Source organism: Legionella birminghamensis (assembly GCF_900452515.1).
GTDB lineage: Bacteria > Pseudomonadota > Gammaproteobacteria > Legionellales > Legionellaceae > Legionella_C > Legionella_C birminghamensis.
The window spans coordinates 804,307-827,717 of record NZ_UGNW01000001.1 but is presented as its reverse complement, the minus strand read 5'-3'; the positions used below and the strand labels follow the sequence as shown (position 1 = coordinate 827,717).

Genomic DNA, 23,411 nt, shown 5'->3' with positions numbered 1-23,411 from the left:
GTAGGCACTGTTAAGATAGTTAACTTTTGTAAGGATCTCTCCGGCTTTGAACGCGGGCCCATAACCTGCCTTAATCCGCAGTAACCTGCAAGTCGCCAGCGACAACCCGGCTGCGGTTCTCGCGTGCTTTCAGGTAATTTTTCGAATAGGTCATGCTTGGTTTTTCAACTGTAAAATGCACCAGGTTTGCTAACAAAAACACCAGGGAAAGTGAGATTGCCGCTGCCAGGGGTACATTCAGGGTCAAGGGGTAAATGAGGAAGTACAGCGTATACCCGGTGAAACCATGCAGTAAATACAGTGGATAGGAAATTTCGGCAAAATGATTCAGATATTTATTATAGGGTATTCGATCATTAACTCGGTATAACAGCAAAAACATGACAATCCCGAAACAGTGATTGATAAAGATTAAATTGCCTGTACCATTCAAAATGGTTCCAGTATTCAAGCAAAAGTAATTAAGCAGCATCATCAGCAAGGTAGTCGTTATACCCGTTAGAACCGACCATTGTTTTGATAAAGTGTAATAAAACGCAGTACCCACAAACATATAAGTGATATAACTGCTGTTCATAGCTAGCAAATTACCGAACCCCTTCACCAGCTTATGCATATCATCATGAAAAAAATCGCTGAAATAAATAAAAAAGCGGCTGGCAAGAAGCATAATCACTGCTGATATTAAGAAGGTTTCTACTTTCCTCTCAATGGCAAAATAAAAAAAGATAAAAAACAAAAGATAAAAGTGCATTTCAATTTCCAGAGTCCATAAGGCTCTTTCAATATGATGCGTATGCAGCACATCCCGGATTAACAGCAGGTTAGCTATCAGTACCTTCGGATGGAAAACATCAGGCACCAATGAACTGCCAGTATAATGATTGGCAATAGTTATCGTGCTGGCCGCAATAATTAAACAGACAATAGCAGTTGGATAAATGCGGAATACTCGGCGCACAAGATAGGTAAAGGGAGTAGAGTTTTTTAATGAAAAAGGGATGATATAGCCGCTTAACAGAAAAAATAAACCCAGACTAAAAAAACCTGCCCTGAAATCGGTGAGGCCAAGTTGGCTTGAAATAATTGTCAAATATTCATTAAGCTGGACATTGGGGTAATCCGTTATTGGATCCTGGAAAATCATTTGATGAATGGCATTCGGTGTCGTAATCAAACCAAACCAATGCGTGTAAATAACCAGCACACAGCCGACTGAACGAATAAGTTGCAAAAACCAAATTTTTTGCGCGCCTTTAGCCACATTATGCTCCAGTTTTTTATTATTGATTAACGCAATGCGCAGTTTTGACAAGCCAGTCTATGTCCCGGAGGACGAAGATAACTGGAGAATATTAACAGAGGTCTGGAAAGAAGTTAACCAAAATTGCATTCAATCTGCCTGCTCAGACCAGTAGTCAGGCAAAGCATTCAAAAGACTCATATAATACTTAGAGGGCAATTTAAATATGTATAAAAAAAATCGAGAAATTTAATGCGATCAAAAGGTTTCATGGTTAGTATCCGCCTGAGCATTATTACCCTTTTTGTACTTCTATTAGGGTTAATCGGCTTTGCCATTCTGGCAATTAATTATCGCGCCCTAAACCAGATCCTTGGGGCAAGCGAAAAAAATCTAATCGTCGAGACAACCTCGCTTCTCAATGAACGTATTCATAACTATTTGCATCCTTTAAACAGGGATTTGCAAAAAATGAAAAATTTATTGAAGGAAAATATTATTGATCCTATCGATCCTAAAGAGTTCGACAAGTACCTTCTCGAATCGATCCGCGACACTCCCCAGCTGTTCATGATTTACTATGGCACCAAAGAAGGTGATTTCTACGGCGTTGACCGCACTCAAAAGAATATAATTGGCTTGAACCACATCATTAATACGAACGTACCACCCATTAAAGAGCGCTATGAATATAATGAAAGCGGGCAATTGATACGCACAGTACCGCTCCAAAACTATGATCCGCGCCTGCGCCCCTGGTATCTCGAAGCAGCCGCCCTTGGCAAGCCAACATGGACCAACGTTTACCAATTTGTAAACTTTGGTAACTATAAGTCCACTGTAAATGGCGTTACTGCTGCTATTCCTGTGTATAACAAGAAAGGCGCACTTCTCGGCGTATTTGCAATGGATTTATCCATTGAGGGCATTCAAAGGTTTATCGGCCAATTGAATCTGACTGAGAACTCTTTAATTTATGTGACCGATAACAGTAAGCAAGTGATTGCCTATCATATTCCCCATGAAAAAGAAGACCTTGTTTCCAATACAAGACATCTTGACTATCATTTAAAAAAACTAAACATACCCTCCAGCATTTTGGATAAAACAACCGGTTTGCTGGAAGTGAGTTCTTTTACTCACAATAATGAGGAATATTTTCTTATACACCGCCCTATTCTCGAATCCCATCAGTCAAAGCCCTGGTATATAACAATCATTGTTCCAGCCAGTGATGTATTGGCCCCTTTAAGAGCGCTGCGTTTCCATACGCTTTTACTGACCAGCCTGGTACTGCTTTTAGGTATCTTTATTGCCCGTGTTTTCTCTCAGCGAATCTCAAAACCCATTATACAGATTGCCAATGAAGCCCAGCAGATCGCCCGTCTTGAATTGAGCCAAAGACCACCGATTAAGACCATGATCAAAGAAATCAATTATATGGATACCAGTTTGTCGCATATGCAATCAAGCCTGCTGTCCTTCCAGCGCTACGTACCCCGCAGCCTGGTCAGGCAATTGATTCTCTCGGGTAAAATTGCCGAGGTTGGCGGGCAACGTCAACAGATTACTGTGCTCTTCTCCGATATTAAAAATTTTACCCAACTGGCTGAGAAGTCGAGCCCTGAGCAACTCATTACTTATTTATCCAATTATTTTCAATCGATGACCGAGGCAGTCATCACTCATGAAGGTATTCTGGATAAGTACATTGGCGATGCAATCATGGCCTTGTGGAATGCGCCCCTTAGCGATCCACAGCATGCATTCCATGCTTGCTTGACAGCAGTGGACATGGTTCATCGATTAGAGCTTGTTAATCAACTGAATCAGCAAAATGATTTTCCGTTATTCCACATCCGCATTGGTATCAACTCCGGTGAAGCCATCGTCGGCAACGTCGGCTCGGAGGAGCGCCTGAGTTATACTGCCCTGGGTGATAATATCAATGTAGCCAGTCGTCTTGAGGCGGTTAACAAGCTATATAATACTCAGATTATTGTCAGTGAGACCACTTTCAAACAAGTTGCCAAGCGCTTTAATTTTCGCTTGCTCGATGAAATTGCAGTCCGCGGCAGGCAGGAAAGTACGCGAATTTACGAACTCATTACCGCCAGCAATATTCACAATCTGGAACAGCATAAATCCATTTTTTACAGAGCTTTCTGTTACTATCAACAAGGCGAATGGCAAAATGCCTTAAATGAGTTTGAAGAACTACCTCCGGCCTATCCCGGGGATCAGCTGGCCAGTGTCTATATTCAGCGTTGCCAGGGTTTTCTTGATTCACCGGTACCCGGATGGGATGGTATCTGGCGTTTAGGAGGCCCAAGCACCTGATTTAAAGGATTCCACGCATGAACAAAAATATAACCATTATTGCAACTATTATCTTGATTCTCAGTGCGATTTACTACAGCTTGCCGTTTTTTGGGATTAATATTCAACTATCTGAATTACTATCCCCTCACATTCCGGGCAATGCCTCATCTGATACAATAAAACTCGCGCAAAACCTGAGCCTTAAACCTTATATCAATGGTCTGGATGCACCGCGTTTTATGTATATTACCGAAAAAGGGGATCTGATTGTCAGCGAACCTTATAAAGGAAATGTGCTGCTCTTTCCCTATCAGCATCCTGAAAAGAAAAAAACACTTTTAAGCGGCTTGCAAAAGCCGCATAGCATGGATTTTTACAAAGGCTTTCTCTATGTGGCGGAGGAAAACGCTGTAGGCCGAATAAAGTTTAACCCTCAGACGCAGGCCGTTGAGGGTCAATATCAGCGAATCATTGACAATATCCCGGATGATGGCGGCCACTGGACCCGAACGATCAAATTTGGCCCGGACGGATATGCCTATTTATCAATAGGGTCTTCATGCAATGCCTGTATTGAAGAAAACCCGCTGCGGGCAAGTATTCAACGATTTGATCCAGATAAGCCACAGCTGCAAGTCTATGCCACAGGCTTGCGGAATTCCGTTGGTCTTGACTGGTCACCGCTTGATAAGCAACTCTATGCAACAGAAAACGGCCGCGATATGCTCGGTGACAAGTTACCGCCAGAAGAGTTAAATTTAATTAAAGCGGGGCAGTTTTATGGCTGGCCTTATGCCTACGGAAACCGCATTCCCGATCCAAAGTACGGAAAAGGAAAAGAGGAACTCATTAAAAACTCGATACCGCCGGTGTTTGAATTTGGCGCACACCAGGCTCCTCTCGGGCTTACCTTTATTAAAAATCCTGATTCGCCCTTCTATGGGAAAGCACTGGTGGCCTTCCATGGCTCCTGGAACAGCTCCCAAAAGGTGGGTTATAAGATAGTCCTCCTGAGCTTCACTGATGGAAAAATCACTCAAGAGGATTTTATTACCGGTTTTTTAAACGATGGAAAGGTATTGGGCAGACCTGTGCACATTGTAGAGGGAAAACACGGTGAATTGTATTTATCAGATGATTTTAATGGCCGGGTTTATCAGATAATTAAAGGTGTTGGCAACTAGCTATCGAATCCCCGGCAATGACCATCCGAATCCCAGCCATGACCATCCGAATCCCAGCCATGACCATCCGAATCCCAGCCATGGCCATCCGAATCCCCGCGGCTGCGACCGCGGGGCCCATACCTGTTGGAATAGCATGGTCCTCAAGCAAGTTTCAATGTTTGCCAAAAAATAGGATTTAACAGTTAGTCATAAACAAGTGTTCTTAACATTAAATTGGCTTCGTATGGGCCCTGCGGCCGCAGCCGCGGGGATTCAATAGCTTTTTATTCTCATGCACTTTTGTGATATCAATGCCTGTCAAGGCAGGTAGCTGTCAAACCCAATGGTCAACACACGCTATATTCTTCCGAAGCCATTTTGTCCCTTTGGAAAAGGAATAATCTAAGCCAAAGGATACTGCTTAAAAGAATTAAAACGCCAGCCAATAACAAGGCATAGGCAGCATGGGATTTTAAAGCATAATAGTAAAGCGGCGGAAGGATTAAAGCACAGATTATTTGTGGGAAAGTAATACTCATATTGAAAATCCCAAGATAGGTTCCAATTTTCTCCTTTGGTAAAAATTTTGAAAGAACAACATAGGGTAATGCAATTAAACTACCCCACATAACTCCTATGCAAATCGAAGAGAATATTAGACTTGACGGGGAGGTCACGAAACAAATTAATGCCATTCCAAAACCACCCCCAAGTAGAGCGAGACCGTGCACAATTTCCACCCTGATATATTTTGAGAATACAAAAACGGACAACGTAAACATTAAACTGACGTATTGATAGAGTGAAAAATAAAAAGAAGTATCCAGGCTGGCAGCTTGCATTAACTGGGCATATCCATTCACTCCACTGACATAGGGTAAATGATAATTTTCCTGTGCAATTGCCAAACTGAAATACAGCCAAAAAATAAAAACGCCCATCCATGAAATGCCATGGATAATCAATAGCTTCAAAAACAGGGAGTCGGCTTTTGTAATCTCTCGGCGAATACTCTTTATACTTAAAAAAAACTCGCTTAATAATTTGCAAAATAATGCAAAATCTAACCGCAGCAAATTAGCCGGCTTCTCATCCACCTTTCTCAGGACAAATAAAATAATAATTGCAGATATTACCCCGCAAATTATATAAGATAGACCAAGATTTAGTGGTAGTGAAAAATCACTGAATTCCTTACCAATAATCCTATGGGCAGCGATAGGAAGATAAGCACCTAAAACACCGCCAAGCCCTGCAAAAAAAGCTTCAGCAGAAAATGCCTGCATGCGTGTTTTGTCTTCCTGAAAACTATCTGCGGTCAAGGCACGCAACCCTTCCGCACTGCCATTCAAGCTGCAATCGATAAAGAATGTAAACAATACCACATAAAATAAAGAGCTTTGTAAAGGCAGTAAACAGAAAGAAAGCGCCCCGACCAATCCCCACACCAGAATATACGGTTTTCTTCGACCTATTTTCGTGACCGATTTATCACTGATATAACCTATTAAAGGTTGAATAAAAATACCCGTTAATGGAGGTATTAACCACAGTAAAGGCAATATAAAATCATTTGCCCCAGCAATCTTGAAAAGCGTACTCAGATTTGATAATTGGAAAGTAAATCCAAAATTGATGGAAAACGATAATAAGGCAAGGTATAAAAAAGTCCTTTTCATCCGTAACATTAAAACTTCCAATTAAGTCGTCAGATTAATAAAAATAGTGTAGCATCAACCAATTAGCAACTATTTCTTATTGAAAATTCATTCTATTCCATAAAAAAGGACTGTGTAAAGAGGAAATTAATCCATGGATATTAGCATTAATAATAACGCATTAAGCATTGAGGGATTCAAGCGTGTTTTTATTACTAGGGTTAACCCTAGTATTGATAATGGAAAATACCCAGTGAAACGAATATTGAATGATAATATTATTATAGATGCAGATATTTTCACTGATGGGATTGACGAAATCTATGCGGAGCTACTTTATAAACACGAAATAGATAATGACTGGACACGATTGAAATTGTCTCCACCAGACAATGACAGCATGAAAGCAGAATTTAAAGCCAAAAAGCTTGGCCTTTATTATTTTACGGTCGAAGCATGGATCGATGAGTTTTCAACATGGAAAAAGCGTTTCATAAAAAAATTACAATTAAAGATGGATGTCGCTATTGAACGGGAAATTGGCATTAATATTTTAGAAAATACCGGCAAGGAAAAGCCTGATTATATTCATCATGTTTTGGATAATATTAAACATGAAAAATCCCCATCAAAAATTGAAAATCTATTTTCAAAAAAGAATATCGCGCAATGGCTGAGAGATAATATAAAGCCTAATTTGATCACTCGCTATGAGCACCTGCTAAGCCTGCGAGTGGATCCAGCCAAAGCCCGTTTCAGTGCCTGGTACGAAGTATTTCCGCGCTCACTTGCTTCGTCGGGAAGGCATGGCAGCTTTAAGGATTTGATTAATTACCTGCCTCATATCCGGGAATTAGGGTTTGATGTCATTTACCTCCCCCCCATTCATCCCATTGGCAAAACAAATCGCAAAGGAAAAAATAATGCAGTCACTGCAAATAATGATGAACCGGGAAGTCCCTGGGCCATTGGCAGTGAGTTGGGGGGGCATAAAGCCATCCATCCAGAACTTGGGACTTATTCCCAATTTAAAGACTTGCTTAAAGCAGCTAAATCGATGGGTATTGATATCGCTATGGATTTTGCACTTCAATGCAGCCCGGACCACCCTTACTTGAAAGAACATCCTGAATGGTTCAGACACTTACCGGACGGTACCCTGCAATATGCTGAAAACCCGCCTAAAAAATATCAGGATATCTATCCGCTTCATTTTGCCTCCTCAGAATGGCAGGAAATGTGGCGGGAATTCAAATCGATATTCGATTATTGGATTAAAGCAGGCGTCACCCTGTTTCGGGTCGATAATCCCCATACCAAACCTTTTATTTTCTGGGAATGGCTCATTGGTGAAATAAAGAAAGAGCACCCGGACGTATTATTTCTTGCAGAAGCCTTTACCCGCCCTAAAGTCATGTACCACCTTGCCAAATGCGGCTTTAGCCAATCCTACACTTACTTTACCTGGCGTAATACGAAAGAAGAATTGACTACCTATATGCAGGAATTGACATCCCAACCGATAGTTGAATTCTTCAGGCCCAATTTCTGGACGAACACCCCTGACATATTACCGGAATATTTACAAAAAGGGGGCCGCCCGGCATTTATTATCCGTTTTATATTGGCCGCAACCTTAAGCAGCAATTACGGCATGTATGGGCCAGTTTACGAAAATTGCATCAATATCCCGCTGCATGAAGGATCAGAGGAATACCTGGATTCAGAAAAATATGAATTAATGCAGAACGTAATCAGTAGCCAAAACATTGATTCGATCATTACCAGGGTAAATCAGGTCCGAAAACAACATCCAGCACTGCAGAATACTGACTCTATACGCTTTCACCCTATCGATAATCCACAATTGATTTGCTATAGCAAGCATTGTGAGGCTACTGGAGAAGTGCTGCTGATTATTGTCAATCTGGATTATGAATATAAGCAATCGGGTTTTGTCCATCTACGCCAGGCAGACCTCCATCTGCATCAGGACAGTTTTCAGGTGCATGATCTGCTCCACGATGAAACCTATGTCTGGCAAACCGGCCTCTGCTATGTAGAACTGGATCCAAAAAAGTCTCGTTGTGCGCATATTTTCCATATAAGGGAGAATCCATTATGAGTAAAGATCGCCCGGAGAATGACAATTTTGATTGGTATAAGGATGCTGTCATTTATCAAATCCATATCCGTAGTTTTTTTGATGGTAATGGCGACGGTATTGGTGATCTCCAGGGTTTGATTCAAAAACTTGATTACCTGAAGTTTCTCGGGATTAATGCGATTTGGCTCATGCCTTTCTACCCCTCCCCACTGAAAGATGAGGGCTATGACATCGCCGATTATACGCGTATCAATCCGATCTATGGATCTCTGGGCGATTTTAAAAAATTTTTAAAGGAAGCCCATCAGCGTAATATTAAAGTGATTACTGAGCTCGTCATTAATCATACATCCAGCGCCCACCCCTGGTTTCAAAAATCACGGGCGGCCAAACCTGGGTCTTACTGGAGAAATTTTTATACCTGGAGCGACGATGCCAGCGAATACGCGGAGGCGCGTATTATATTTCGGGATTTTGAAACCTCAAACTGGACCTGGGATCCTCTGGCAAAAGCCTATTATTGGCATCGCTTTTATTCCCATCAACCCGATTTGAATTATGACAATCCCAATGTGCAGAAAGAAGTCTTTAAAATTGTCGATTTCTGGATGAATCTGGGTGTAGACGGTTTAAGGCTTGATGCTATCCCCTATCTCTTCCAGCGGGAAGGTACTAACTGTGAAAATCTGCCCGAGACGCATGCGTTTTTAAAAAAACTGAGTGCCCATGTCAATAAAAAGTTTAGCGGTCGATTTCTCCTGGCAGAAGCCAACCAATGGCCGGATGAAGCCGTTAAATATTTTGGCCAGGGCGATGAGTGCCAGATGGCCTTTCATTTTCCGCTTATGCCCAGAATGTATATGGCTATTAAAATGGAAGATCGCTTTCCATTGATCGACATTATCGAACAGACTCCAGCGATTCCGGATAATTGCCAATGGGCTATTTTTCTTCGAAACCATGATGAACTGACCCTGGAAATGGTCACCGATGAAGAACGGGATTACATGTACCGCATGTATGCCCAGGATCAGCAAATGCGTATCAATCTCGGGATCCGGCGACGTTTGGCTCCCTTGATGGAAGGGGATAGACGGCGTATTGAATTACTCAATGCCCTGCTATTTTCTCTCCCGGGAACCCCCATTATTTATTACGGCGATGAAATCGGCATGGGCGACAACATCTATCTCGGCGATAGAAACGGTGTCAGAACACCTATGCAATGGTCTGGGGATTTAAATGCCGGTTTTTCCAAGGCAACCCCACAGAAGCTATACACGCCAGTGATTATTGATCCCGAATATAACTATCAGGCGGTGAATGTCGAGTTACAACTGCAAAACTCCCATTCCCTCTTGTGGTGGATGAAGCGAACAATCGAAGTCCGCAATAGTTATCCCGTCTTTAGCCGCGGAAGTATTGAATTTCTAACGGCAGAAAATCCAAAACTGCTCGCATTCTATCGGGCTTATGAGGATCAATGCTTGCTTGTCCTTTGTAATTTATCAAAGACTATTCAAACGACATTTCTGGATTTATCGAATTTTGAAAATTACAACCTCCTTGAAGTTTTCGGAAAAAATCAATTTCCTCCCATTCAGAAAACCCCTTATTTTTTCGTTCTCCCAGCCTATGGATTCCTGTGGCTTGAGTTACAGAAACCCCAGTCAATTATTTCTGAAGAGAATAAAGCTGAAGAAATCGAGATCAACAAGAACCTTGCAGAACTGTTTGAAGGAAAAACGAGGAGAAAGCTTGAAACGGTATTGGAACATTACATTATCAATCGTCGATGGTATCGCTCCAAAAACCATAAAATTGCAAAATTAAGCATTTATGATTTTATTCTGGTCTTAAAAAAGCCTTCTCCGGTTTACTTGCTGCTGGTATTAATCGAATTTCGTGACAAGGAAGCAGAAAAATACTCACTATTTATTACCCCCGAGGAAAACCACCATGAAATCAGCCAGACAGGCAATCAAAAAGTAATTTGTAGTCTTAAGCAGGACAATCAATCCCCTGCCTATTTAGTGGATGCAGCCCACATCCCTTCGCTGTGGAATGCATTATTTAATTTATTTGGCTCTAATCGCCAAATAAAAGGCAGTAAGGGCGTTTTATCGATTTTACCTAATCGCGGCTATAAGAAAAGATTGTTGTCGGAAAGCAATTTTCAGAAAGAACCCATTAATGCTGAGCAATCGAATACCTCAATCCGCTACAATGCGGCATTATTCAAGCTCTACCGCCGCTTTGAAACCGGCATCAATCCAGAAGTGGAAATCACAGAGTTATTAACGAAGAAAAGCAATTTTCGTCTTCCCAGAATTCTATCCCAGCTGCAATACAAGGATCAGGGAAAACCGGTCACTTTGGCCATTATTCAGGAGCATATTCCTAATGAAGGGGATGCCTGGGCATACAGTTTAAATCATTTGGGCAATTTGCTGGAAGAAGGAAATAGCGACTCGCTGCTCTTCCCTTCAGTCGAATTACCCTGGCATAAGCGGGTTACTGTTCCAGAGGCTGTCTATCACAGGCTTGGGGTGTACTCCAGGGCAGTGGAAATGCTTGCCGAAAAGACAGCAGCCATGCATATCGCCCTGGCTCAGGCGTCTAACCAGGACGATTTTAAACAGGAAAATTTCAGCTGGTTTGATCAGCGAAGCCTCTATCAGTCCCTTCGTTCGATTATCAGCAAGGCAAAAAAACATTTAAACGCTTTCAAATCAGAACTGGAACCCGAACTCTATAAAACCCTTCAAGACAAGCTGGCTGGGAATGCATTAATTACCAGCATTCAATCCGTATTGGACAAGCGCCTGTATGGCAAAAAAATTCGCTGCCATGGCGATTTTCATCTGGGGCAAATCCTTTATACAGGCGATGATTTCATCATTATCGATTATGAGGGCGAACCCAACCGTCCTTTATCGGAGCGCAAGATCAAACGCTCTCCGTTAAAAGATATAGCCGGAATGCTCCGCTCCTTTCATTATGCGGTGTACACAATTAGTGAAGGAAGGCAAAAGGATTTAGCCTTTAAACCCTTTTCACCAGAAAACCTTTACGCCTGGATATGCCAGCTTTATTTAAATACCTATTTGCGCCATGAAGCGATTCTAAGCCTGCTGCCTGCTGATGAAAATGATCTGCTCCTGTTATTAAAAATTTTCATGATGGAAAAAGTGTTTTATGAAATTGAATACGAAATAAATAACCGGCCCCACTGGGTTCATGTTCCCTGCAAGGGATTAATCGCCTTACTGGAGTGATATGCTGGCAATGGACGCTGAAATAAATGCTTTAAAACAACTGGCAGCGAAGCTAGGTTTAATGACCAGTTATCAGAATGCATGGGGAAAACAGACAGAGGCCTCTTCACATACGCTAATGGCCTTGCTGCGCATGCTCGGCTATCCAATTAACTCGCTTGATGAGGCAATTCCGGTTTTTAAACAATACCAGCAAAAGCAGCTCAGAAAATTAATGCAACCCGTTTACATCGTATGGAATGAAAAAGCGCTCTCTTTCAAACTGGAACTGCCAAAAAAAGAGGTATCAAAAGCAATCAACTGGCGCTTAATCACTGAGGAAGGACTCACTTTCCAGAAGACGATCACCAGTAAAGGAACCAATCAGATACACATCAAATTACCCAAGCTGCCTTTTGGTTATCATCAACTAAGCCTTACTATTGGCGATAGGCAATATCAAAGCCTGATTATCTCGGCGCCGCAAACCATTTATTTTCCTGAGGATTTATGCCAGAAAAAAATGCTTGGCCTTTTCTGCCCGATTTACTCCCTGCATTCAAGGAAAAGTATTGGCTGTGGAGATTTGGGTGATTTGAGCATACTCGCTGAGTGGATGGCCGACCATCAATTAAAGCTTGTCGCCACGACTCCCCTTTTCTCTTCTTTTTTAAACTCACCTTGCGAGCCTAGCCCCTATTCGCCAGTCAGCCGTTTATTTCCCAATGAGTTGTATCTGGATTTAAACCAATTAGGCTCAATGGATCCACAGTTTTCGGCATCCGTTGATCAATTAAACGCGCAATCCTTAATAGATTACCAGCAAACCGCTTCATTAAAGCGCGAGATTGCCAGTAAACAGTTTGAAATAATGCTGCAATCTCCTGAAAATCAGCAGGCCCTACAGCAGTTTGTGGATGAAAATCCTGAGGTCAAAATTTATGCCCTTTTTCGCGCCAATGTTGAACATACAGGCAAATGCTGGAGAGATTGGCCCTTAGCCCAAAGAAAGGGCAACTTAAACGAGCAGGACATTCCCGTTGAGAATTACCAATATCACCTGGCTGCCCAATGGCAAATGCACAAACAGCTCAGCCAATTGAAAGTGGATTTAAATAAACAGGGCCAGCTTCTTTATCTTGATTTGCCTATCGGTGCCCATCGCGATGGCTTTGATGTCTGGCGGTGGCAGTCCGTTTATCTGGGCGAAGCGAATATTGGAGCACCACCAGACCCTTTATTTCTTGAAGGCCAGAATTGGGGCATGCCAGCTTTAAACCCTGAAAAATTGCGCGATCAAGGCTATTCCTGGTTTATCCGCTTGATTCAGAATATTTTCAAACAGGTAGATGTCCTGCGCATTGACCATGTGATGGGCTTTAACCGTTTATATTTAATCCCAAACGGAAGCCCTGCCAGTGAAGGCACTTATCTCAACTATCCAGCCGAGGAAATTTACGCCATTTTGAGCCTGGAATCGCAGCGCCATCGTGTGATGCTAGTCGGTGAAAATCTGGGCGCAGTACCGCCAGAAACGACCCAATTGATGAAACGCCACAGCATGATAGGCATGCATGTTTTACAATATGTCCTTGATGCCAAACAAAAGTTAATTCCCGACACCTGTAAAACCTTAAGCAGCATTAACACCCATGACATGCCGCCGTTTACTGCCTGGGCACAGGCCCTGGACATTCATAGCTTTCAGGAATTAGGGCTAATTGACAAAGAATATGCCAGGAAAATGCATCGCAAGCGCCAACAACACTTAAAGAAAATAAGAACTGTTCTGAAAAAACAAAATACTGATGACTCCAGGCTTTTATTTTCTCTCTGGCTGCTGCAGGCAAAAAGTCCTGCTGCCCTGCAACTGATTAATATTGAAGACCTATGGAATGAGACCAACCCGCAAAATATACCCAATGCAGCAAAAGCCCCTAATTGGCAAAGGAAACTTCATTATTCCCTGGAGCAAATAAAACAAATGTCTACCATTAGCGAACAACTGGATGCTATCCATCAGCAACGTAAGGGCGGTCATACGTCTTCCCAAAGTCTTTTTAGCGATCTGGATTTTCACCTGTTTAATGAAGGAACTCATTTTCGTTTATATGATCATTTAGGCTCCCACCCGCAGACGAGGAATGGGGTGGCGGGGGTTTATTTTTCTGTCTGGGCTCCCAATGCATCCTATGTCTCGGTAATTGGTTCATTCAACGATTGGAATAATAAAAAGCATCCTTTGAGTTCATGTGGAAAATCAGGCGTATGGGAAGGCTTCATCGCTGGAGCCAAAATGGGTGATCTCTATAAATATTTCATTGAATCAAGGCAGCACCATTTTGCAGGCGAAAAAGCAGATCCCTTTGCTTTTTATCAGGAAACGCCTCCCTGCACAGCCTCTATCGTTTGGGATTTGAATTACCAGTGGCATGATAAAGATTGGCTAGAAAAACGAAAGTCCAGGCAAAGCTTAAACTCTCCCATCTCCATTTACGAAGTGCATTTGGGCTCCTGGCGGCGGGTACCGGAGGAAAATAACCGTTACCTGACTTATCGCGAGCTCGCTCCCATACTGGCAGATTATATAAGCAAAATGGGATTTACCCACGTTGAATTTCTTCCCGTTATGGAGCACCCTTTCTACGGCTCCTGGGGTTACCAGACATTAGGCTATTTTGCCCCGACTGCGCGTTTTGGAAATCCTCAGGACTTTATGTACTTGATTGACTATCTGCATCAACAGGACATTGGAGTCATTCTGGATTGGGTTCCCTCTCATTTTCCTATGGACTCCCATGGCCTGGCACAATTTGATGGCACACAGCTTTATGAACATTCGGATGTCCGCAAAGGATTTCATCCAGATTGGAAGAGTGCCATTTTTAATTATGGACGTCATGAAGTACAGGCTTTTCTAATCAGTAGCGCAATGTTCTGGCTGGAAAAATATCACATTGATGCGATTCGAGTTGATGCAGTGGCGTCTATGCTTTATCTCAATTATTCGCGGGCGGAGGGTGAATGGTTGCCCAACGAAAAAGGCGGCCATGAGAATCTGGAAGCCATTCATTTTCTAAGGACTTTGAACAAAACCGCTTACCGTAATTTTCCTGATATCCAGATGTTTGCGGAAGAATCCACGGCCTGGTCTGGCGTCTCAGCGCCTATAGAATTTGGCGGCCTGGGTTTTGGCTTCAAATGGGACATGGGCTGGATGCACGATACGCTTTTATACTTTTCCCGCGACCCGGTTTTCCGCCGCTACCATCAGCATGAATTATCTTTCCGTATGATTTATGCCTTTACCGAAAATTTTACATTATCCCTTTCACATGACGAGGTCGTTTATGGGAAAGGCTCACTCATTAACAAAATGCCTGGCGATGAATGGTCTAAATTCGCCAATCTTCGCCTGGTGTACGGCTATATGTTCTGTTTGCCCGGAAAGAAATTATTATTCATGGGTTCAGAATTTGGCCAATACAGCGAATGGAATCATGAAAGCAGTCTGGATTGGCATTTACTTGATTTTCCAATCCATCAGGGCTTGCAACGATGGGTGCAGGATCTGAACAAGATTTACCGTTCAGAAACGGCTTTGCATGAACTCGATTGGCAATCCCATGGTTTTGAATGGATTGATTGCAGCGATGCGGATAACAGCGTTTACAGTTTCATCCGCAAATCAAGTGGGGGAGATTTGCTATTAATAGCCTTCAATTGCACGCCAGTATGCCGAAGCAATTACCGCTTCGGCGTCCCACAACCCGGCAACTGGCAATTGCTCCTGGACAGTGATGCAAGCCAGTACGGGGGGGCGGGGCAGAATATGAATCACAGTCCAGCAACAGAACACTTTCCTTTTCATAATCGCCCTCATTCGCTCACATTAACCATCCCTGGACTTAGCCTGGTAATTTATAAATGGATAAAATAAGTAACCGTACATTAGGCGCTAATTTGAATGCCAAGGGCCGTTGTGAATTTAAAGTATGGGCACCCAATGCGGTGAAACCTGCGTTGGAACTGATTAATTCCCGCGGAGAAACGCGTGTTTTTCCCATGGTCAAAATGGAAGATGGATACTACTTTCTCGCCCTGGATCAGGTGGAAGACGGCGATTGCTATTATTATTTATTCGCTAACCACCATTTTCCTGACCCCGCGGCTGATTTTCTTCCCCAGGGAATAAATGGTCCTTCAGCAATTATCAAAAAGCCCCAAATCACTACAAGATGGACCAATAGACCACTTCGCGACTACATCATTTATGAATTGCATGTCGGTACTTTTACTGAACCAGGTACATTTACCGCCGTTATTGATCATTTGGATGAATTAAAGGATTTAGGGATTACCGCCATTGAAATCATGCCCATCGCACAATTCTCTGGGGAGCGTAATTGGGGCTATGATGGGGTTTATCCCTTTGCAGTCCAGAACTCTTATGGCGGCCCACAAGGATTGAGAGCCCTCATTCAGGCCTGCCATGAACGCAATATTGCAGTGATTCTGGACGTGGTCTACAACCATATTGGCCCGGAAGGCAATCATTTTTCGCAGTTTGGACCTTATTTTACCGATAAGTATCAGACACTTTGGGGGCAGATGCTTAATTTTGATGATCAGTACAACCACCATGTGCGTCGTTATTTCATCGAAAATGCGCTGCACTGGTTTATTGAATATGATATTGACGCCCTTCGCCTTGATGCTTTGCATGCCATTGTTGATACCTCGGCTTATCCTTTTCTTGAACAACTGGCGGATGCGGTTAATCAAACGTCGCAGGCGCTTGGGAAGCCGCTTTATCTAATCGCAGAAAATGACGCGAATGATGTAAAGCTTATTACTGAAAAAAGCCAGGGCGGTTTTGGAATGCATGCGCAATGGAATGATGACTTCCATCATGCTCTCCACAGCCTGCTTACCCGGGAAACCCAGAATTATTATCAGGATTTTGGCCGCTTTGCGCATTTACTGAAAGCCTTGCGGGAAGGATTTGTCTATTCAGGAGCATACTCCTCTTTTCGCAAAAGGCCGCATGGAAGGAGTTCAGTTGATATTCCTGCGGAACGTCTGGTGGTGTGTTTGCAAAACCATGACCAGATTGGTAACCGGGCGCAGGGTGAACGTTTGAGCGTGCTGGTTAACGATGCAAAATTAAAGCTGGGCGCAGGTTTATTATTGACAGCTCCCTTCATTCCCCTGCTTTTTATGGGCGAGGAATATGGCGAACCCGCGCCTTTCCTCTATTTCATCAGCCATTCCGATCCCAAATTAATTGAAGCAGTTCGCCAGGGAAGGCGAAGGGAATTTGCCCATGAGCCGAATCATTTACTTTCTGACCCGCAAGATACAAAAACCTTTGAGGCCAGCAAACTTAACCATGCCTTAAAGCAGCAAGCAAAGCATCAACACTTATGGAAATATTACCAACAACTGATTCATCTTCGTAAATCATTCGAAGCAATAAGCAGCATGGATAAAGATGCACAGACCATCCAATGGGATGAAGAGCGCCAATGGCTGAGCATTGTGAAGCATCATGACAGTCAGTCTGTTTTAATCCTTGCCAGTTTTTCGGAGCAAACTCATTTGATGGACACCAATCTGCTCAGCGACTGGGCATTGATTCTGCACTCTTACGACACACAATGGACAGAAAACCATCAGGAAAATTTAAGCCAGTCTATCCCCCCTTTTGGATTTCTACTGTTTAAGGATAATCATCATGGCTAATTATATTTGCATACATGGACATTTTTACCAGCCTCCGCGGGAAAATCCCTGGCTGGAGGAAATTGAGGCACAGGATTCAGCTTCCCCTTATCACGATTGGAATGAGCGCATTAACGATGAATGTTATTTACCCAATTCCGGTTCCCGAATTTTAAATAGCGCCAGTCAGATTAGCGATATTGTGAACAATTACCAAAAAATCAGCTTTAACTTTGGCCCTACCCTTCTTTCCTGGATACGCGATCAGGATCCGCAATTGCTTGCTTCCATTATCGATGCAGATGAGAAGAGCCAAGCGCAATTTAATGGCCATGGAAATGCACTTGCCCAGGCTTACAATCATATGATTATGCCGCTTGCCAACCGGCAGGACAAATACACACAACTGCTTTGGGGTATAAAAACCTTCGAGCATTATTTCAAGCGCAAGCCTGAAGGCTTATGGTTGCCGGAAACCGCGGTCGATCTGGAAACACTCGATCTGATGAGTGAACTGGGAATTCAATTTACCATTCTTGCTCCCAACCAGGCCAGGCGCTATAAACATTTTGATGAAGAAGAGTGGACAGAGGGCATTATCCCGGGTACGGCTTATCAGCAGCAACTCCCTTCCGGGCGAAGTATCAGCCTGTTTTTTTATGATGGTGAGGTATCAAAAGCAGTCGCTTTTGAAAAGTTACTGACGCAGGGGGAAACTTTTGCGCATCGCCTGCTTAATTCATTTCCCGAGCAGAAAACAGAACATAATCTAATGCATATTGCCACTGATGGGGAATCCTATGGCCATCATCATCCGCATGGCGATATGGGTCTGGCCTATGCGTTAAACATAATCGAGAACACCGAGGGGGTCGACCTCTGTAATTATGCCCGTTTCCTGGAGCTACAGCCGCCTGAATATCAGGTCGAAATTCATGAAAATTCCTCCTGGAGTTGTGCACACGGAATTGAACGCTGGCGCAGTGATTGCGGTTGCAGTACACGTGGAGACTGGCATCAGCAATGGCGGGGCCCCCTGAGAGACGCACTGGATTGGCTGCGCGATCAGCTCATTCCCCTTTTTGAAGCCAATCTTAAGAAGCTGATCACTGATCCCTGGGCAGCCAGAAATGACTATATTGAAGTCATCAACGATCGCAGTCAACAGCAGCATTTTCTGCAAAGCCATTTTAGACGGCAATTTTCCAGAGAAGAGGCAATTCAGGTTTTAAAATGGATGGAGTTACAGCGGCATGCCATGCTCATGTATACCAGTTGCGGCTGGTTTTTTGATGAATTATCGGGCCTTGAGACAACCCAGATTTTAAAATATGCCGCCCGGGTTATGCAATTAGCCAGAGAGTTAGTGGATATTGATTTCGAACCGGAGTTTATCAAACGTCTGGAGAAAATCCCTTCTAATCTGCCAGAGCTTGCCAATGGGGCAATAATTTATCAATCCTATATCAAACCTTTGATCATCGATTTATTCAACGTTTCCGCACATCTGGCGGCTAGCTTACCTTTCAGTGAATATAATGAAAACATTGGCCTGTTCTGCTATGAAATTAACTTAAGTGAGTCAAGGCGGGCTGAAGCCGGCAAAGTGAAATTATATTCGGGTCTTATGGAGGTACAGTCACAAATTACCTCCGAATCCATTGAGGTCTGGTATGCGCTTCTTTACCAGGGTGATCAAAACCTGCTTTGCGCGATCCGCAATCCTGACGACCAGCTCGAAAGTATGGAAGATGAGTTTTACGAGTATTTTGAGAAAGGGGAGATTTTCGAGCTGGTCAAGCTCTTTGATCAGCATTTTGGTGAAAAAACCACCTCGTTGCGCGATCTGTTCTATGACATGAAACGCCAGATTACGGATCAGATATTGTCTTCCATTACTGGCGAGCTCGAAAATCGCTACCATGAATTCATTAGCAATAATGCAGCACTTTTGTATTTTATCTCAGATCTTCAAATGCCTCTGCCCAAGGCAGTGGCCCAGTCAATCACTTATATTATCAATCAGGATATTTTGAATTACTTAAAACAGGATGAAAGAGACCAGGAAAAATTAGACAATCTTTTGCAACTGGTGAAACGTTTCAACATTAAACTCGATGAAGCTATTCGCTTTGAAGCAGGGAAACGATTTAAAGCCTATGCTGTCGACCTTGAAAAAACCCCTGATGACATGGATTTAATTAATGCAGTCATTGCTACCGTTCGCCAAATCAACACACTACCCCTGAAGATTAATTACTGGCATTTGCAAAATATGGTAAAGCAGCTTCTATCCACCGCAAACCTTAGGCCTCTGCTCACCGAGCTTGGCAAAGAGCTGAATCTGGAGGTCTGATGCATATCCCGCTGGCCACCTATCGTTTGCAACTCCATCCAAATTTTACCTTCAAAGATGCAAGCGGCCTTATTCCCTATCTGCATCAACTGGGTATTAGCGATGTTTACAGTTCACCAATTCTACAAGCCCAGCCTGGTAGCACGCATGGCTATGATACTGTCAATTATCAGCAATTGAATAAAGAGCTGGGAGGGGAGGAAGGATTTAATCAATTGACTGAAGCATTGGCGCGTTATGGTATGAGCCTCTGTGTAGACATTGTACCTAATCATATGGCAGCCAGTTCTCACAATCCACTGTGGCAGAGTGTTCTTAAGGAGGGTAAACAATCTCCCTACAGCGAATTTTTTGATATCAAATGGGATCTATCAGATAAGAGCAACCTGAGTTACCGCCGCTTCTTTGATATCAACGAACTAGTGTGCATGAAAACAGAACAGGAGCAGGTTTTTAGCCATATTCATGAATTGATTATCCACCTAATTAAAACATATAAAATACAGGCTTTACGTATTGATCACATTGATGGCCTGAGACAGCCTTTGGCTTATTTAAAGACATTAAAAGCTAAAATCGCCAGGGATTTTTATATAGTCGTTGAAAAAATTCTTGGCTTCGATGAAAACCTGCCGCTATCATGGCCCATAGCTGGAACCACCGGATATGATTGGCTTAATCAATTGAATCAAATTTATGTAGATCCCCAAGGATTGAAAAAATTAAAAACAGTTTACGGCAAAATTACCGGCCAATCTCAGTCAATGAAGTCAATCAGAATTCAATCCCTCTCCCTGGTAATAGAAAAACTGTTTTCAAAAGAATTTGACTATCTCCATTCAGAGCTGATTCCGCTGTTTTCTATGTTTAATCCGCAGCAACTAAGGGCTTTCCTGATTGAATTTTCATCACGGATGCCGGTTTACCGGCTTTATCATCAGGAAGACTCTCGCTGCTACTCAAAAAAAATCCTGGAAACTATTTTGACAGAACTGCCGGCAAAACAGCAGGAAATAGGTATTTTATTTAAAAATTTACTTATTGGTAATTACCCCGAATGGTTTGATGCCGCAAAAAAAACAAAATGGGAGCAATGGCGTAATCACTGGGAAGTATTTACCGGGCCACTGATGGCAAAAGGCTTTGAGGATACCGCTGGATATAATTATAGCCCCCTGCTTTCATTAAATGAAGTAGGCAGTTCCCCTGAATGGTTTGAGCATAGCGGCGATTTGGATGCTTTTCATGAATTTATTGCTGTAAGGCAAGCCCATTGGCCTTATAGCTTAAATGCCAGTTCAACCCATGATACCAAACGCAGCGAGGATGTTCGCGCACGTTTGAATGTCTTAAGCGAGCTGGCTGAAGAATGGAATTTATTATTAAAGCAATGGCATAGCCATAATCAGTCTAAAAAAATAAAGTCCGCCCCTGATGCAACCGATGAAATGACCATTTACCAATCTTTATTGGGAATCTGGCCTCTTCAATTTGACAATACTGATCTGGAAGACCGGTTTCAGCAATTTCTGATCAAAGCCATGCGTGAGCGAAAGCTGCAAAGCAGCTGGTATGAGCCTAATGAACACTATGAGCAAGCCTGTTTGAATTTTTTTAAGCAACTCTTGAACGATGATGTTTTTCTGGAGAGCTTTTCTTCTTTTGAACGAAAAACAGCTTTTTACGGAATGCATAACTCCCTGTCACAGATCCTGATCAAATTCACCACCCCTGGTATTCCGGATCTTTACCAGGGAAATGAAAGCTGGCGATTTGATTTGGTCGATCCGGATAATCGTCGTCCTGTTGATTATCAAAAATTAAGTGGCTTAGTCAGCAATGAAAGTTTGTCAAAATTACTGGGGCATTGGCAGGACGGGCGAATCAAATATAATTTAACCCGCCAGCTACTGGCTTTACGGGAGCAATATAAACCGTTAGTAGAAGGCAATTATAAGTCCTTAATGATTAAAGGACAGTTCAGCGATAATGTAATCGCATTTCAGCGAGCGCATGAGGACGCCACCCTGATTATTCTCGCCAACCGTTGGTTAAGCCGATTGATTAACCCTGGCGAGATCTGGAATAGCGAGCGATTAACCGAGAATAATTTGCATGGGATAGCGCAAGGGCAGTATATTTCTTTGTTGTCGCATGATACATGGGATTCAGTGGATAATCAGTTGGATTTAGGCAAGGTTCTCAGACACTTGCCTTTTGAAATTTTACTGAAGCGCTAGGGCGGCGTATAAGGCCAGGGCATCGTTAGACTCCACCGTGGCCGTAAAGCGTCCTGCTTTATCCACGGAAAAGCTGTTTCCATGAATCACATCCGTATAAACACCCTCAGGCAACGAGGTTTTAAAGGTTTCCGTGATAGTGTAATCTTCGTGATTGATCACTACGAAGCCTTTATTGCCGCGGCCAAAGGCAATGGCATTATTCTCATTCGACCACCAATCACTTAAAGGCTCGCCCTGCACCGCATTATAAAATTTAACCATATTGGCAATTGCCGGTATGCGGTGCTGACATACCCAATCCCTTGAACAGACTTTGGTCACGGGCGGTCCTGCATCAAAATGATTAAAGCGATAACCGGAATAGACATTCGGTGAGCCATAAGGATGGGCTAGCATAAAAATATTCGCCAGCAGATAATTATCACCATCCTTATAAGTCAGGCTGGAGCTGTTACGCTCTGTATCCCAGTTATCAATAAAACTTCGTGCAATATCACTTGGCAAATAGCCCCAGGATTCACCAAAGGATTTCAAATATGCCAGTTTTTCCCGCTCAAATATACGCTTGAGATCCCGCCCATAGCGGAACTCATCCAGATCTCCCAGATGACGGTATTCCTCCGGATGAACTGCTTCTCCTTCACTGTAAATAACCTCTTGCACCCAAAAAATATTTTTGCTCAGACGTGCACGGATAGCTCCCAAATCTTCAGCAGAAACGTGCTTTGCAGCATCAATACGAAATCCATCCACATTCAGTGCGATCAAATGATTCAAAAATTCTGCAATTTTACCGCGCACATAATCGCTTCCAGTATCCAGATCAGCCAGGGAATCCAATTCACAACTCTGCACATTATCCCGATTGGAGTAATCATTAATATTGCTTCGGCACCAATGAAAATCCTGTACCTGGTAGGTGCCGGGATAATCATATTTACTATAGCGCGTGCCGTTAGTACCCACACCATAACCCCGCGTCATGTGATTAACCACTACATCGGCAATCACTTTGACACCGGCCGCATGGCATTGGGCAACCATGTTCCTGAACGCTTCCTCGTCTCCTAAACGTCCTGCTATCTGGTAACTTACCGGTTGATAGGAGGTCCACCACTGCGGGCCCCGTATGTGCTCCTGAACCGGTGAGATTTCAACATAGCCATAACCTGCTTTGCCAAGTCGTGCGCACTCTTTTGCAACATCTGCCAGAGGCCATTGAAATAAAGTCACGGTTACTTTTTTATTACCGGGTGCTGATGCCCAGTTATAGTTTGAAGCCCCTAGAAAACTGCAGAAAATAATAAAACAATACATCCATTTATACATTTATCA

Annotated in this window: 11 protein-coding genes; 8 read left to right on the top strand and 3 right to left on the bottom strand. The window is 43.0% G+C overall.

Annotated elements, in window-relative coordinates; translation table 11 throughout:
• Window positions 1-70: 70 nt before the first annotated feature.
• Window positions 71-1,315, bottom strand: a complete 1,245-nt coding sequence (locus DYH42_RS03545; protein WP_058524912.1) for an acyltransferase family protein — start codon at window positions 1,313-1,315, stop codon at window positions 71-73.
• A 180-nt stretch (window positions 1,316-1,495) separates the two neighbouring features.
• Here DYH42_RS03545 and DYH42_RS03540 point away from each other — a divergent pair, with 180 nt between their 5' ends.
• Window positions 1,496-3,583 carry an adenylate/guanylate cyclase domain-containing protein gene (locus DYH42_RS03540; RefSeq protein WP_058524913.1) on the top strand — a complete coding sequence of 696 codons (2,088 nt, stop codon included), beginning with the start codon at window positions 1,496-1,498 and terminating at the stop codon, window positions 3,581-3,583.
• Between the two features lie 17 nt (window positions 3,584-3,600).
• A complete protein-coding gene (locus tag DYH42_RS03535) occupies window positions 3,601-4,749 on the top strand; it encodes a PQQ-dependent sugar dehydrogenase (RefSeq protein ID WP_058524914.1) in 1,149 nt (382 codons plus the stop codon).
• Window positions 4,750-5,078: 329 nt separating this feature from the next.
• Here the strand turns inward: DYH42_RS03535 and DYH42_RS03525 are convergent, their stop codons facing one another.
• Window positions 5,079-6,419, bottom strand: a complete 1,341-nt coding sequence (locus DYH42_RS03525; protein ID WP_058524916.1) for an MFS transporter — start codon at window positions 6,417-6,419, stop codon at window positions 5,079-5,081.
• 124 nt (window positions 6,420-6,543) lie between these two features.
• Between DYH42_RS03525 and DYH42_RS03520 the strand changes: the two genes are divergently transcribed.
• From DYH42_RS03520 to treY, 6 genes are read left to right on the top strand one after another with little or no spacing between them, the layout of a single operon-like run.
• On the top strand, window positions 6,544-8,514 hold the full coding sequence (locus DYH42_RS03520; protein ID WP_058524917.1) for an alpha-1,4-glucan--maltose-1-phosphate maltosyltransferase: 1,971 nt from the start codon (window positions 6,544-6,546) through the stop codon (window positions 8,512-8,514).
• Complete coding sequence (treS, locus tag DYH42_RS03515; RefSeq protein ID WP_058524918.1) at window positions 8,511-11,774, top strand: maltose alpha-D-glucosyltransferase; 3,264 nt, start codon at window positions 8,511-8,513, stop codon at window positions 11,772-11,774. Before DYH42_RS03520 ends, treS begins: the two co-directional genes overlap by 4 nt.
• A 1-nt stretch (window position 11,775) precedes the next feature.
• Window positions 11,776-15,693 (top strand): 1,4-alpha-glucan branching protein GlgB, encoded by a 3,918-nt coding sequence (gene glgB / locus DYH42_RS16530; protein WP_157062413.1) that lies wholly within the window; start codon window positions 11,776-11,778, stop codon window positions 15,691-15,693.
• The gene (gene treZ, locus DYH42_RS03505) at window positions 15,681-17,498 is read left to right on the top strand and encodes a malto-oligosyltrehalose trehalohydrolase (RefSeq protein WP_058524919.1); all 1,818 of its coding nucleotides are present in this window, start codon (window positions 15,681-15,683) and stop codon (window positions 17,496-17,498) included. The genes glgB and treZ overlap by 13 nt, the downstream gene beginning before the upstream one ends.
• Window positions 17,491-19,833, top strand: a complete 2,343-nt coding sequence (locus DYH42_RS03500; RefSeq protein WP_058524920.1) for a DUF3536 domain-containing protein — start codon at window positions 17,491-17,493, stop codon at window positions 19,831-19,833. Before treZ ends, DYH42_RS03500 begins: the two co-directional genes overlap by 8 nt.
• Entirely contained in the window at window positions 19,833-22,073 is a 2,241-nt protein-coding gene (treY, locus tag DYH42_RS03495) for a malto-oligosyltrehalose synthase (RefSeq protein ID WP_058524921.1), read from the top strand. The genes DYH42_RS03500 and treY overlap by 1 nt, the downstream gene beginning before the upstream one ends.
• On the opposite strand, the gene DYH42_RS03490 is transcribed toward treY, so the two are convergent.
• Window positions 22,059-23,405 carry an alpha-amylase gene (locus DYH42_RS03490; RefSeq protein ID WP_083503197.1) on the bottom strand — a complete coding sequence of 449 codons (1,347 nt, stop codon included), beginning with the start codon at window positions 23,403-23,405 and terminating at the stop codon, window positions 22,059-22,061. The two genes, treY and DYH42_RS03490, sit on opposite strands and share 15 nt — an antisense overlap.
• Window positions 23,406-23,411 lie beyond the last annotated feature (6 nt).

What these genes read in the sequence shown, in the direction of transcription:
- treZ (WP_058524919.1), top strand. Translation starts at nt 15,681, where the DNA reads ATGGATAAAATAAGTAACCGTACATTAGGCGCTAATTTGAATGCCAAG.
- DYH42_RS03490 (WP_083503197.1), bottom strand. Translation starts at nt 23,405, where the DNA reads ATGTATAAATGGATGTATTGTTTTATTATTTTCTGCAGTTTTCTAGGG.
- DYH42_RS03540 (WP_058524913.1), top strand. Translation starts at nt 1,496, where the DNA reads ATGCGATCAAAAGGTTTCATGGTTAGTATCCGCCTGAGCATTATTACC.
- treY (WP_058524921.1), top strand. Translation starts at nt 19,833, where the DNA reads ATGCATATCCCGCTGGCCACCTATCGTTTGCAACTCCATCCAAATTTT.
- glgB (WP_157062413.1), top strand. Translation starts at nt 11,776, where the DNA reads ATGCTGGCAATGGACGCTGAAATAAATGCTTTAAAACAACTGGCAGCG.
- DYH42_RS03525 (WP_058524916.1), bottom strand. Translation starts at nt 6,419, where the DNA reads ATGTTACGGATGAAAAGGACTTTTTTATACCTTGCCTTATTATCGTTT.
- DYH42_RS03520 (WP_058524917.1), top strand. Translation starts at nt 6,544, where the DNA reads ATGGATATTAGCATTAATAATAACGCATTAAGCATTGAGGGATTCAAG.
- DYH42_RS03500 (WP_058524920.1), top strand. Translation starts at nt 17,491, where the DNA reads ATGGCTAATTATATTTGCATACATGGACATTTTTACCAGCCTCCGCGG.
- treS (WP_058524918.1), top strand. Translation starts at nt 8,511, where the DNA reads ATGAGTAAAGATCGCCCGGAGAATGACAATTTTGATTGGTATAAGGAT.
- DYH42_RS03535 (WP_058524914.1), top strand. Translation starts at nt 3,601, where the DNA reads ATGAACAAAAATATAACCATTATTGCAACTATTATCTTGATTCTCAGT.